Below are 13,226 nucleotides of genomic sequence, written 5' to 3'. Positions count from 1 at the left end.
AGTCCTGCGGTGCAGACCGGCTTAGCTAGGCGTGCAAGATGCACCAGCCGCCAACGTCTTCGTTTGCACGCTGCCGGAACCGTTCACGTCCAGCTCGACGCCGAGCACTGCCGTGGTGCTGCTGCTATTTCCGCTGGAAGTGCTATCGCTGTAGCAGGCTACGATGGTTAGCGTGGGCGAGGTCGTGGCAGATTTCAGCTGGCCTTGCTGACCGAAGGTCACGATCTCGGCGCTTTTGGACTGGATCGACACGCCAGTACGCGCCGTGGTGGCACGCAGCAAGATCGACTTGGTCGAGTCGTAAGCTTTGTTGGCGGATACCACACCCGCCGGATAGGTGTAGACAAGCCAGCCTGGACCGAATGCCTGACCTCCTGCTGTGCAGCTCGCGCCATCCGCACTTGGACATAGGGATACCAGCTGGCCGCGGGTGATCGCCTCGGTACGCGCATACGCCAGGCTGGCCAGTATTTCGTTGCTGGCCGAACTGACCTGGTTACGATGGATCACGTCACGAAAACTGGGTACGGCGATCACCAGCAAGATTGCCGCCACCGTAATCGTGGTCATCAGTTCGAGCAGGCTGAAACCATGCTGACGAGCTGGCTTGTTGATCATCATGCTCACCAGCAGCTGCCATTGGTGTTGTAGGTGGCATCGGTCTGCGCTGGCAACTTGGTACCCGTGTTGTCGATCGACAACGTTCCGCAGACGTCCTTTGCCTGCGAACTGACCGGGGTAGCCCGGGCAAGGAACGATGAACTGATGCCGCCCGGAAACGTCACGGCAACGGAGTAATAGCCTTTCTCCGAAATCGCCGGGTCGTCATAGCCCAATCCCGGTGTGCCACTGAGCGTGCCGTATTGATTGTATGTCGCATAATTTCGCTCCTGCGCATTGGCGATATGCAGCAGCAGTGCCTGGCCATCCGCGCGGCGGGCACGGTATGCATAGCGGCCATACGCTGGAATCGCGATGGCGGCGAGGATCGCAATAATCCCCACCACAATCATCAGTTCGATCAGGGTAAAGCCACGCGCACGTGCCACAACCTTTATCCCCTTGCCGACATTATTGGTCATTATTGAGTACTCGCCATGAGCGTCGGCGCCAGATTGGTGCGCCTGCGCTCGGTGTTTTCCCCGCCTGTGAGCCACCTTCAAGCGTCAGCCCCGGCAGATAGATCTGACCACCGCCCACGGCCGTGGCGACCGGCAGGAAGCCACCGGTCGGCGGGTTCTTTACCAGCGCACCCGCCTGCGTGAAGCCGGATGGCCAGCCTGAAATGCTGCCGAAATCCACGCCCGATGCAGCGCCTCCCGTAGCTGCATCCAGAAACATCACGGCACCACGTGGTGCGGGGTCGCAAGGATCGTTGTCTTGCGGAATCAGCGTCGTGATGACGGCATGGTTGGTATCGGACAGCGACGTGGCATCAACCACCACCCGCTCGCCTTTGTCGGTCTGATTGGTGCCATCGTTGATGTACAGGTTGAAGTACCAGCCGCGGTTCGTTATGCCCGTTCCCGGGTTCTTTACGGGCACCGCGTTGGTGGTCAGACCTCGGGTGGAATTTTTCTCGGTCAGCGTCTGTGCCACCAACGGGGTGGCGGCCGCACCCTCCACCACCACGGCCTGGCTGGACTGACCGGAATCGCGAATGCCGTATACCGCCTGCTGTTTGGTATTGCTGTCGATGACGTTATCGGCACTGGCCAGATACTTGCCCGTGCCGAACACCACCACCAGACCCCCGCCGATCGGATCGGCGAACAACCGTGGCATCACCGTCACCGGGCGATCACCCGGATTGGACGAGCGGAAGAAAAGCTCGGCGCTCCAGTTAGTACTGCTGCCAGTCAGATCGAAACGCCAAATATTGCCCTGCAGATCACCGGCAAATGCCACGTCGTCGATCTGGTCGCCCTGATAGTCACCCAGCACCGGCGTGGTAAGACCATAGCTCACCACGGTGCCGGTGACGCCGCTGACCGTGGTGGGTGTCTTGATCTCTCTGATCAACGCGCCGGTCTGTGCATCGAGTACGAACAGCGAGCTGAAATTGTTGCTCGCTGCGGCATCCGTGCTGCCGCTTGGTAAATAACCGCCTGGCACCAATACCACCCATTGACCACTGGCCAGCCGACCGATATTGGGACGGCCAAAGGTGTAACCGAGATTGGCGCCCCCCGTACTGGTGTTGTTGAATTCCCACAGCACTTTCGCACCGGGTGACGACTCGCTGGCCGACGCATCGGTAATGTCCAGCGCGTATACACCACGGCCGCCATAACGCAGGCCGGCCACGAGAATGGTGTGCCAGCCCGAGTTGCTGCCACTGCCAAAATAAACATCACGACTTACCGGAGTACCGTCCACCGATGGCTGGAAGCTGAAGTTGGTCAGCGCAGACCAATTGGTCAGTCGTCCGTATGCCGAATACGGCACATATGCCCAACGCTCCCTGCCTGGGTTCGGCGATACGTCGACGGTCGCGGGATACGTGTCATTGGCGGCGCTGGCATCGAACGCATGCAACATGCCATCGTTGGCCGCCACGTAGATCGTCGGTGCGCGCGTGGCGTGGTCCGACTGGAACTTGGCATATCCAGTACCGGCGACTTCTGCCTTGGCCTCGCTCGACGTGGCCGGCCACATGTTGCGATAGCCGCTGGCTGGCTGCGTCACGTACAGCACCTGTGCGTTCATCACCGCACCCAGGATGTGGTTGCGCTGGCGGAAACTGGTGCCCTCCTTGCTCTGGTTGCCGCGCAGCCATGCCAGCCGATCGGCGCCTGCCGTACCCGTGCCAAAATTCGAGTCCACTGCGTTGATTACGTTGACCGCAGACGTGCCACTGAAGGCTGTGCCCTTGTTGGTTCCCACTCCCGTACTGGTCAGTATCACCCGGGTATCACCCGCCCTTGCCCGGGTATCGAGCAGGTCACGGCCGTTCCATATCGCCGTCGTGGAAACCGTGCCATCGGAATTCACCTGATTGGCGGTCAGCGTGCCTGTCCAATCATTGGTGTCGTAGCCGGCCTGGTAGGTCAATGCCGCAGGACCGAGCACCGACGTACTCAAGCTGGCAGCCACTGCCGTCGTACTGCGCGCCACGATGCTGCTGATGATCTTGGTCAGTGCGGCGATCAGGTCACTCGGGCTGTTGGCAGCGAAGAACTGGCCACGACTGTTCAGGGCGGCATGCCACATGTCATCGATCTTCTTGCCGTCGTCGGTAGCAACCACCGGCGCGGGCCATTGCGTGCCACCTTTGCGCAAGCTGGCGTAGGTGGTGTCGTTGTTGGCCAGCGAGCCCGAGGCGCCGAAGCCGATCATGTACTGCACGAGATGTGGCCAGCTCGCCGGATCGTTCACCGGGTTCCAGAAGATCTCCTTGTTGTCGCGCGGATCGCTGTTCGCCGTCAGCGGCGTGCCGAACAGGTTCGGCGAGGTATCGGTGACATACGATGCCACTTTGCGGCGGTTGGCCTGCGTGGCGAACAGGCTGGTGCCACTGACGCCAGCCTGCAGATCGCGTGACCAGTAATAGAACGCCAGGTCCGCCATCGTCACGACGGAGTTGCTGACTTCATTCCAGACGATCCCACTTTCCTTGTCGGCCGTTGAAAACGGTCGGCCATCAGGCAGCGAAATGTTCGCGGTGTCGTTGCCGCTGGTCGCTGGCAAAGTAATTCCGGTATCGCCATTCCACATGCCATCGGTCATCTGGATATGGAAATTCTGCCGGCAGACCAACTCCTTGCCCGCGTCCCTGTCCCAGTAGGGGTTGCTGTCCACGGCGCCGGTGCGATTGGTGAAATACGTGCCCACCAGTTTCGCCGCCGAACGATTCGGCGTGCCGCCACTGGCCGTCGTGGCAAACAGCCAGTTGTAGAACTTGGTGCGTACGTTGTTGGTCGTGGTGTCATCCACGAACTTGTAGATCGCCGTACTGTTGCTCAGATTGTTTGAATTGATGTTCTGCCACGCGACGCGCACGCTCTTGTCGAATGGCGCATAGGCACGCGAGATCGCTGTCACCGCAGCCATCGTGCGAGTGCGGTAATACGAATACCAGTTCGCGAAATTCTTCTGGTCCGCAGCCGAAGTCAGCGCTACCCAAGTCCAACTACCGCTCGTGTAAAGAGCGTTTGTAGCCGTCGTATTGAGTTGCCCTTTCGCATCCAGGGGCAGGCTGGCCTTGGTGCCGTTGTACTTGTAGTAGCCCGCACCGGTTTTTCCGCAAAAGGAGACACTGCTCAGATCACGCGTGTTCTGGCTGCTACCAGAGGTCAGTACAGCAACCGGACTGACCGGGCGATTGATCTGAATGCCGTTGTCCCAGGCTTTCGTATACGACGAATCCGGCATCGCCGTGGTGCCATCCGCCTTCAATGGCGGGGCATAGGTATTGTCCGGATTGAAATAAACACCGTTCATGCTCCATGCGCGCGGATCGGTTGGATCCGTGATGCCCGGCGTGATCACACCGGCGCAAAGATATGGGCCAGCCTGCGAGCGATAGGTGATATTTGCCGAAGCACTCTGGTCGGTATCACTGGCCGTGTTCCAGCCCGCGCCGGTATACGGTCGCTGATCCGGCGAGTGATGCCAGTTCATCGAACCCGAATCATCGAAGGTCAGCACCAGATTCGGCGCCACCGTGGTGCTGGCCTCCGGCGGCGTGGTACTCAGATCCACCGTACCGGCCAAGGAAGCACCCGAGAAACCGGCCGCAAGGGTCATAACCAGACCGCTCAGACAGGCGGTCACACGCCCATGTATGGAGTTAGCACTGCGCATGATCTTGTAGCCTCGTGACTCAGTTGCCGGGAGCGGCGTAGGTGCTTTCCAATGTCCGCACCGTGTTTTCACTGCCGCCGGTGGAGCGGGCCGTGACGCGCCATATCCACAGTGCGGTGGACGGTGTGGAACTGCTGCCGTAAGCGGCGGTGACGCCGCCCTCGATCTGGCTGCCGACACCAGGCGAGGTTTCCTGGCCAAGCCGTTCGATGATGTAGCGTGGATTCTTCGCTAATTTCGCCACCGGCTTGTGGGCGGCAGCCAAGCTGCTGGAGGCCAATGTGGTGTAGTCGAAGTTGCCGCCATCACCCTTGTATTCCGTAGAGCCGCTCGTGGGCCAGCCGGCGCCGCTACGGAACGCAGTGACATAACTGCTCGGATTGATCGCATCAAAGGCGTAACAGTTAGCCAGGGAATCGCTCGGGCAGTTCAAGCGGATACCTCGCGCTGGAAGACTCCACAGGCGCCACTCCGCTCCGCGCAATGCAGCTTCCGCACCGATCTCGGCCAGTTGCGCATTGCGTAAACCACCCGCCATCCGCTCCTGCAGCAACGAACGGCTCGAGGCACTGATCGCCAGAAGGGTCAACAACATCAGGAAGATCAGCGCCACGACCATCACCGCGCCTTGCTGGGCACGTGGGAACATACTGACTCCACGAGCATTCCTCCCCTGACGCCGGAAAGCGTTGGGAATAGCTACTGGCGCCTTCATTGGAGAAAAGATTTGTTGGCTTATGCGAAAAAATAGGGACACGACGGATTCCTCGCACATCACGGGTTGTAGTTACGCAGGGAAACCAGTGCGCTGAACTCGCGGCGCAGCACCGGATTGGCGAAGCCCTGCTCGACCGGCTTGACCACGCGGCCGGCATCATCCGGCGCCTTGGGTACGGTGATCTTGTCGGCCACATAGGTGTAGTTCAGTTCATTCGAAGTGAGCGTATAGAGGGGTACCTGCCCATCCATCAGGATGCGTACCTCGATGCTCTTGACTGCGCGCCACAGACAACCCGCGGGATTGCTCGCCGGTGCACTGCTGTCGACACTCGGTACCGATGCAGGACAGTTGATAGCGCCGTTGACACGGGTATCCACGCCGGACGCACTGAGATAACGCGTACTGCCGTTGCTGTCTTCAACGCCGTAGAGAAAATCCAATCGTTCCACTCCGCGCACGACCTCTTCACTTGTACCGTTGACACGACGCATCAACGCTCCGACTTTGCGTCCATTGCCGTCATCGATGACCTGCAGGAAATACGTGACAGTGAGCAGGTCGGTATTCAGATCGAACAACCTTGGTGCCGACTGCAGCGGCTGGTTGATCGGGGAGCTTTCAGAGAAATTATCCGCAGCACGCACATTCAACACGCCCGACGACGGGGCGTCGACCGCAAAGATCTGTGCATTGGAGCAATCAGCAAGCATGGCGAGGTGGCCCGCCTGGAACTCTGACAAGGCCGGCTCTCCAGTGGCCGGTTTCAGCGTGAGGCTCTTCAGCTTGCCGGTGCTATCAGCACTGACCGTGCTGTTGATGCCATCCAGCGTCCAGCCGCGTGAGGGACTCATGTAACGCAGCGTGAGTACGCTGGCACCGACAACACGTGCACCGACACCCGTTCCCATGGCTTTTAAAAACGTTGCGGGCACATCTGGCGTACATGGGGCAGTCTTGCTGCAGTCGTAACCGCGCATGGACAGGAACGCGGGAAAGTAATACGGCGCAACAGGCGTTGCGGGATACGGCGCGGCAGCCCACTTGGTGGTGACGTCGCTCAATGCACCCAGCAGGTCCTTGGCATAGACCTTGGGTGAACGCAGGCCATCCATGTACAAATTGTTGCTACCGGTATTGCTGGCAACGCCACCGGTATTGCTGCAGTACTGGCCATTGGCCATGCGCAGGTCGTTGCTGAGTCGGGTGATGGCAAAACGTCCCTCTTCCTGCAAGAGCGCTAACTGGGTTTGCGCTTTGTTGCTGTTGGAAGTAGAGGCGAACACGGTGACGATACCGGCTGCCACTAGCAGTCCCAGCACCATCGCCACCATCAGTTCAATGAGGGTGATGCCGTGCTGTTTGTGCGCAGAGAAGTGGCCCATCACGGCTGAAACTCCCAGGCGAAGGTTTGCATGGCGGTGTCGCTATGCGTGTTGTCGCCGGCGCCACGCTCGCCCCAGCTGATTGTCATCGCACAGTTGCCCCCGTAGGGCGGACGCCGATTGAGTTGATCCGTATTGAGGCCGCTGTAGCTGAGCGAGTCTTTGCTGGCGCACTTGATGCTGGCTGTTGCCTTCGGCAACAGCGTGGTCAGCAAACCGCTCCAGGTTTGTTGGTCGCGCTTGGCCACATCGGCCGGCGTGCAGGCTGTGGTTTCGCAATCGGTCGTGCCTGTGATCGGGAAGGCAGCACTGTCATAACTGCCACTCCAGATGCCCAACGGGTTGGCGCGCATGCGATCGGCCATGTTGTTGGCCAGAAACGTCATCTGGGTACGTTGGTAGGCCGCATGGTTGGAACGCGCAGCCATTACCATCAGACCCGCAAGACCGATCAGGCCGACGCTGAAGATCAGCACCGCCATCAGCACTTCGATCAACGAGACCCCTCGCTGACGCGACAAAACTTGCATGAAGACTCTCCCTAGCGTCACTCATGCACCCTAGTTATCGTAATTTATTACGTCAAGATTTTACGCGACAGGCGGTAGCATTTCTCCGACGAGCGGTGAGCAAGGGTGGCTGGAAAGACGCGCGTGAGCGCCAGGTCGACCGTATTCGCGTCGGCGGAAGCAGCTATCGACGCCGGACACGCCGCGTTCGCAGTAGAGCTGCCGGTCGAGATGAGGATATTGAAAACAAAAAACCGCTTGCGTGAGCCTTTGTTTTTCTGGTGCGGAAATAGGAATTGCTGGCGCACCGGCGACGTACGCGTGCCATGCGTCACTCGCGCCACCACACGCAACAAGACGAATAACCACGGCAGGATCAACGGTACCGTTTCGACCAGTGAGCGTCCGGCGGCGGTGGAAGATCGCGCAGTGCCGGGCACTGGAAGGTGACTTGTTGTTTGGCGACAGGAACAGCCCGATCGCCACGCTGGTCGAGCGGAAACACGGTATGTGATGCTTGTGAAGATCGACGCAAAGATACGCAGACCGTCATTGATGCCTTAGTGAAGCACGCGCGTTGCTTGCCTAAAGAGCTCTATCGATCGCTGACCTGGGATCGCGGAAAGAAGATGGCCGATCACCGTCGCTTTACCTTGGCGACAGACACCCGGGTCTACTTTTGCGATCCGCAGCATCCCTGGCAGCGCGCCTCGCATGTCCCCGCACTGTCCGCCATTCTGTCCGCGGACAGAATGCGCGCGCCGCGACGACTTATAACACTATGAAAAACATCGAAAAATGCTTATCGCATAACTGGCACGATATTCGCTTCGAGCAGAGAAACGCTGGAGTGCGGCACTCCGTACCATCCGAGAGGCATGACATTGTTCAGCGACTACTTAGATCTCGCACTACGCAGCCTCAGGGGTAATCCGGCACTCACCGCATTGATGGTGCTCAGCATTGGCGTGGGCGTCGCATTAGCGATGAACACATAGACGATAGTGCGCTCGATAGATCGGCAGACCGGACATCTTCCAACTATCGAGTGACATCACAGGGGAGCGTTATGGGGGGGTATTACATTGTATTGGCGTTGCGAAGCAGCGCACGAAGCAAGGCTTTGACCGCGCTGGTGATCACGCTGCTGGCGTTCGGAGTGGCGGCCTGCATGGTGAGCTATGCCGTGTTCCGTGCGACCACGAGCGACCCACTCCCCGCCAAGTCGTCCCAGCTTTACGTGCCGCTGATCGACAATGTTGGTCCGTCCTACACCGATCAGGGCGAACCACATTGGTCCCTAAGCTACATCGATGCGATGGCGCTGTGGCGTGCGCGCAAGGCGAGTCGGCTAACGCTGCTCTATGCCACAAAGTGGCAACTGGAATCGGATAATCCACTGGTTTCGGCGATGTCGCTGGGTGGCGATGCGGTGACCGCCGATTTCTTCTCGATGTTCGATGTGCCTTTTCGTTTTGGCGGCGGGTGGACGGCGGATGACGATGCACACGACGCCACGGTGGCGGTGATCAGTCGGCACTTGAACGAAACGCTGTTTGGTGGAAAAAACAGTGTCGGGCAAGAGATTCGATTGGATGGCCAACTCTTTCGGATCAGCGGTGTGCTGGGGGACTGGAACCCGAGACCCCGCTTTTTTGACGCCGGCAGTCATGGAACGGTCTATAACTTCGATGACGCAGGGGATATCTATATTCCATTCACCCGCGCGACCGACATGAAGAAGGACAGCCTGGTCGTTTATTGCCCGACGGCGTCGTGGCTATCGGATAAATCCAACTGGAATGGTTACCTGCACAGCGAATGTGACCGGATCGATGCCTGGGTGGAACTGGCGACACCCGCCGATGCCGACCACTACCGCGAATACTTGCGCAACTATGCCGCGGAACAGCAGCGCCTCGGGCGCTTTTCGTGGGCGCCCAACATACGCCTGCGCAATCTGACGGACTCACTGGTGTACTGGGACGTCACGCCGCCAGCATCGACCTTGTCCATGCTGGTCTCGGCCAGCTTTCTGCTGATTGTCCTGGTTAACGTCGTCGGGCTCATGCTTGCCCGATTCATGCGACGAGCGCCGGAAATCGGCATTCGCCGCGCGCTGGGTGCCTCGCGCGCGGTCATCTACCGGCAGTTCCTGATCGAGGCGGCCACTATGGGTTTCGTCGGCGGCCTGCTCGGCGTAGCGCTGACGCTGCTGGGCGTGTGGGGTGCCGGGGGCCTTTTCGAGCCGACCATTGCACGCCTCGTGCATGCGGATACCTCATTGATAGCGCTGACCGTGCTGCTTGCCATGACCGCCACGGTGGCTGCCGCCCTGTACCCGACCTGGCGAGCGGCGCAAACCCAGCCCGCCTGGCAAATCAAGATCAATTGAGGCTTCCTTCATGGCACTAACCAGAACATTCATGCAGCTGCGCCCGATCGTGGCTGCTCTGGGTCGACATAAGGTGGCCACCCTGCTCATCGTCCTGCAGGTGGCGCTGACGCTGGCCGTGGCATCCAACGCACTGTTTATCGTGGCAACGCGCATCGTCCATCTATCTCGCCCTACCAGCACGGACGAAGCCCATCTCTTCGTTATCCGCAACGGGTGGAAGATGGGCCAGACAGAGGGCCAGATCGATGCGAATATTCGTGCCGACCTGGATGCCCTGCATCATGTCGCAGGAGTGCGCGACGCATTCTCCAGCCAGGGTATTCCGTTGGGTGGATACAACGCCAATATCATTGTGCACCTGAAGCTGAAGCCCGATCAGAAGACACGCGCGCAACTGGCCACGTTCTTCGCTTCTGACGAGCACACCATCAATACGCTGGGCATATCACTCGTGGCAGGGCGCAATTTTCGCCCTGATGAAATCACCGCCATCAGCCCCGACGACAAGATGTCTCCCCCAGGCGTCATCGTCACCCGCGCTCTTGCCGACAAGCTGTTTCCCGATGGTTCGGGCCTGGGCAAGACGGTTTATCTGCCGGATGGACCTGCCGCGATCATCGGTATCCTCGCCAGTCTGCAGGGGCCGCTCAGAAATTCGAAATCCATGGACGGATTTACCGTGCTGGTCCCGACGCACTATCTCGATCCAGAGGGTGTCTCGTATCTGGTGCGGACCGACTCCACCGCCATGACACCGGTGATCGCGGCAACGCTGAAAGCGCTGCAGCAGCGTGGCAGTACACGCATCATCGATCCGAACACAGGCGTCACCACCATGGCTCTGGTACGTGCGCACTCTTATGCAGACGACCATAGCGTGGCGGTGCTGATGAGCATCCTCAGTGGATTGCTACTGCTGGCTACCGCGGGTGGCATCGTGGGGTTGAGCAGTTTCTGGGTCAGCCAGCGACGCAGACAGATCGGCATCCGCCGTTCGCTCGGTGCAACAACGGGCGATATCCTTGGCTACTTCCATACCGAAAATTTATTGATCGTCAGCGGCGGCATCGTACTCGGAGCGTTGCTTGCGTTCTTTGCGAATCTCGGCCTGATGCGTGTCTACGAATTGCCACGCATGCCGCTATACGTGCCACTACTGGGTGCGCTGCTGTTGTGGCTACTCGGTCAACTGGCCGTATGGGGACCGGCACGATATGCCGCCAAGGTGCCCCCTGTGGTCGCGATTCGCACAGAGTGAACGGCGATAGTGATTGCCCTGATTTGGACGTGTCTGCTTTTGACTGCAATTTTATCCGGTCGATAGCGGATGGGATCTCTCGCTTGACTCTGGATTTATCCGCATGCCCAACGCCCCGCTTCGTAGGCGCGTGAATGACTTGGGGGAAATACTCGCCAGCCCTACCCTCAAGGCAAAAAAAGACCCTGCAAAGCAGAGTCCTCTTTGTTCGACCATCGTCAGCGGCAAATTCGAACGGGGTAACGCTGGGGGTATTTGAGTTCAGGTTATAGTTAAATAACCTTGAAAAACAATCAATTAAGACTAAAACTGGTGCCGGAAATAGGAATCGAACCTACGACCTACGCATTACGAATGCGCCGCTCTACCAACTGAGCTATTCCGGCGAACAGCCGCAAATTCTACGGTGTGGGGTCTGATGGCGCAAGCCACAGAAAAGATCTGGCGCTCGCACCATGGCTTCTCCATCGCGAACCAAACCCTTGGAAATCGCTACGAACACAGCGCTCTCGCATCATCAAAAACGGCTTGAATCAAAGGCTCGCCGTTGAGCTGCCGCCGACCACGCGCAGTTCCTTAGGCAAGGCGAAGGTGATGTTTTCCGGCTCGCCATCGAGTTCGCGAACCTCGCCCGCGCCCCACGACTGCAGTCGACCGATCACGTCACGTACGAGCTTCTCCGGCGCTGAGGCGCCGGCGGTGAGGCCGATGCGTTTGACGCCATCGAGCCAGCTGCGATCGATATTTTCGGCACCATCGATCAGGAAGGAACGCACGCCCTGCTTTTCGGCCAACTCTCGCAGGCGGTTGGAATTGGAGCTGTTGACCGAGCCGACGACCAGCATCAGGTCGACCGAATCGGCGAGGCGGCGCACGGCATCCTGGCGATTCTGCGTGGCGTAGCAGATATCGTCCTTGCGTGGCCCTTCGATGTCCGGAAATTTTTCACGCAACCCGGCAATGATGGCCTTCGTGTCGTCCACCGACAGCGTAGTCTGGGTAACGTAAGACAGCTGATGCGGAAAAGTAGGTGTCAGCGCGGCAACGCTATCGATCGATTCGACCAGCAAAATTTCCCCGACGTTGTCAGGGTTCCACTGACCCATCGTACCTTCCACTTCGGGATGGCCGGCATGACCGACCAGCACCACACTACGGCCGATTCGCCCCAGTCGAGCCACTTCCATATGTACCTTGGTCACCAGCGGACAAGTGGCATCGAACACTTTCAGGTGCCGTCGATCAGCCTCTTCGCGCACCGCCTGCGACACGCCGTGGGCGCTGAAGATCACGGTAGCGCCGTCCGGCACCTCATGCAGCTCCTCGACGAACACGGCACCATCGTTACGCAGCTTCTCGACCACGTAACGGTTGTGCACCACCTCGTGCCGCACGTAGATGGGCGCACCCCACGACTCCAGCGCGCGTTCGACGATGGCGATGGCGCGATCGACGCCGGCACAGAATCCACGGGGATTGGCGAGCAGAATGTCCAAAACAGACCTCGGCGGGAGCTCAGCTCAAACCGTTACTTTGGTGAAGGCCGCGCTCGGTAGTTTGATAGGCATTTGATTTGAAACAGCACTCCGACTTGTGTCGGAATACCTAGCTGGGCGAATTATCGCACGCCACCCGCTGACTTTCCGGCAAACAGCCCGAACGCCACCAGCATCACCGCACCGACCGTAATGCCGCAGTCGGCGACATTGAACACCGGGTAGCTCCACTGATGGAAATACACCTGGATGAAATCGGTGACCTGCGCGGCATGCAGGCGATCAATCAGATTGCCCAACGCACCGCCTACGATCAGGCCCAACGGCATGGCGGTACGCCAGTCACGCCGCGGCGTGCGCGCAAGCCACACCGCCAGCACGACGCTGATGATCAGTGCCAGCAGCACAAAGAACCAGCGCTGCCAGCCTGCCCCGTCAGCCAGAAAACTGAAGGCCGCGCCGGTATTGAAGGCCAGCGTCCAGTTCAGAAAGCCGGGAATCACCGGATGTGGCAAACCTATCGGCTGCAGCGCTCGCACTGCCCACAGCTTGCTGAGCTGATCGAGCACGATGACGGCCACGGACAATAACAACCAGACGAGTGCGTTGGGTTTGTTGCTCAAGGAATTGATCTCGTTTGGCGTAAACAGAACACA

At 59.2% G+C, this 13,226-nt stretch carries 10 protein-coding genes, 1 tRNA gene and 1 pseudogene; 3 read left to right on the top strand and 9 right to left on the bottom strand.

From position 1 onward, the window contains the following. Window positions 1-21: 21 nt before the first annotated feature. The 6 genes from HDE79_RS17640 to pilV all read right to left on the bottom strand — a co-directional run bounded on the left by HDE79_RS17640 (window position 22) and on the right by pilV (window position 7,439). The gene (locus tag HDE79_RS17640; RefSeq protein WP_184603877.1) at window positions 22-618 is read right to left on the bottom strand and encodes a GspH/FimT family pseudopilin; all 597 of its coding nucleotides are present in this window, start codon (window positions 616-618) and stop codon (window positions 22-24) included. A gap of 5 nt (window positions 619-623) precedes the next feature. Then, window positions 624-1,082 (bottom strand): type IV pilin protein, encoded by a 459-nt coding sequence (locus tag HDE79_RS17635; protein WP_221440228.1) that lies wholly within the window; start codon window positions 1,080-1,082, stop codon window positions 624-626. Then, entirely contained in the window at window positions 1,072-4,806 is a 3,735-nt protein-coding gene (locus HDE79_RS17630; RefSeq protein WP_184603876.1) for a PilC/PilY family type IV pilus protein, read from the bottom strand. Before HDE79_RS17630 ends, HDE79_RS17635 begins: the two co-directional genes overlap by 11 nt. Window positions 4,807-4,825: 19 nt before the next feature. Further along, window positions 4,826-5,455: a PilX N-terminal domain-containing pilus assembly protein gene (locus HDE79_RS17625; RefSeq protein WP_184603874.1), complete on the bottom strand. Its 630-nt coding sequence runs from the start codon at window positions 5,453-5,455 to the stop codon at window positions 4,826-4,828. Window positions 5,456-5,580: 125 nt separating this feature from the next. Then, window positions 5,581-6,909 (bottom strand): PilW family protein, encoded by a 1,329-nt coding sequence (locus HDE79_RS17620; RefSeq protein ID WP_184603872.1) that lies wholly within the window; start codon window positions 6,907-6,909, stop codon window positions 5,581-5,583. Beyond that, window positions 6,909-7,439 carry a type IV pilus modification protein PilV gene (gene pilV / locus HDE79_RS17615; protein WP_184603870.1) on the bottom strand — a complete coding sequence of 177 codons (531 nt, stop codon included), beginning with the start codon at window positions 7,437-7,439 and terminating at the stop codon, window positions 6,909-6,911. Before pilV ends, HDE79_RS17620 begins: the two co-directional genes overlap by 1 nt. Window positions 7,440-7,705: 266 nt before the next feature. On the opposite strand from pilV, the pseudogene HDE79_RS17610 reads away from it, so the two are divergent. The 3 genes and pseudogenes from HDE79_RS17610 to HDE79_RS17600 form a co-directional block, all read left to right on the top strand. Beyond that, a pseudogene (locus HDE79_RS17610) lies at window positions 7,706-8,134 on the top strand (IS30 family transposase); the annotation flags it as partial. A gap of 407 nt (window positions 8,135-8,541) precedes the next feature. After that, entirely contained in the window at window positions 8,542-9,813 is a 1,272-nt protein-coding gene (locus HDE79_RS17605) for an ABC transporter permease (RefSeq protein ID WP_343205994.1), read from the top strand. A gap of 10 nt (window positions 9,814-9,823) precedes the next feature. Further along, window positions 9,824-11,074, top strand: coding sequence for an FtsX-like permease family protein (locus HDE79_RS17600; protein ID WP_255488492.1), 1,251 nt, complete (start codon window positions 9,824-9,826; stop codon window positions 11,072-11,074). 310 nt (window positions 11,075-11,384) lie between these two features. Here the strand turns inward: HDE79_RS17600 and HDE79_RS17595 are convergent. The 3 genes from HDE79_RS17595 to lspA form a co-directional block, all read right to left on the bottom strand. Next, a tRNA-Thr gene (locus HDE79_RS17595) sits at window positions 11,385-11,460 on the bottom strand. Window positions 11,461-11,607: 147 nt separating this feature from the next. After that, window positions 11,608-12,570: a 4-hydroxy-3-methylbut-2-enyl diphosphate reductase gene (gene ispH / locus HDE79_RS17590; protein WP_184603866.1), complete on the bottom strand. Its 963-nt coding sequence runs from the start codon at window positions 12,568-12,570 to the stop codon at window positions 11,608-11,610. Between the two features lie 122 nt (window positions 12,571-12,692). Beyond that, window positions 12,693-13,193: a signal peptidase II gene (lspA, locus tag HDE79_RS17585; RefSeq protein ID WP_184603863.1), complete on the bottom strand. Its 501-nt coding sequence runs from the start codon at window positions 13,191-13,193 to the stop codon at window positions 12,693-12,695. Window positions 13,194-13,226: the final 33 nt, after the last annotated feature.

The organism is Rhodanobacter sp. MP1X3, assembly GCF_014207165.1.
GTDB lineage: Bacteria > Pseudomonadota > Gammaproteobacteria > Xanthomonadales > Rhodanobacteraceae > Rhodanobacter.
Note: the sequence above shows the minus strand (reverse complement) of the source record. Positions and strands in the feature narration are given on the sequence as shown.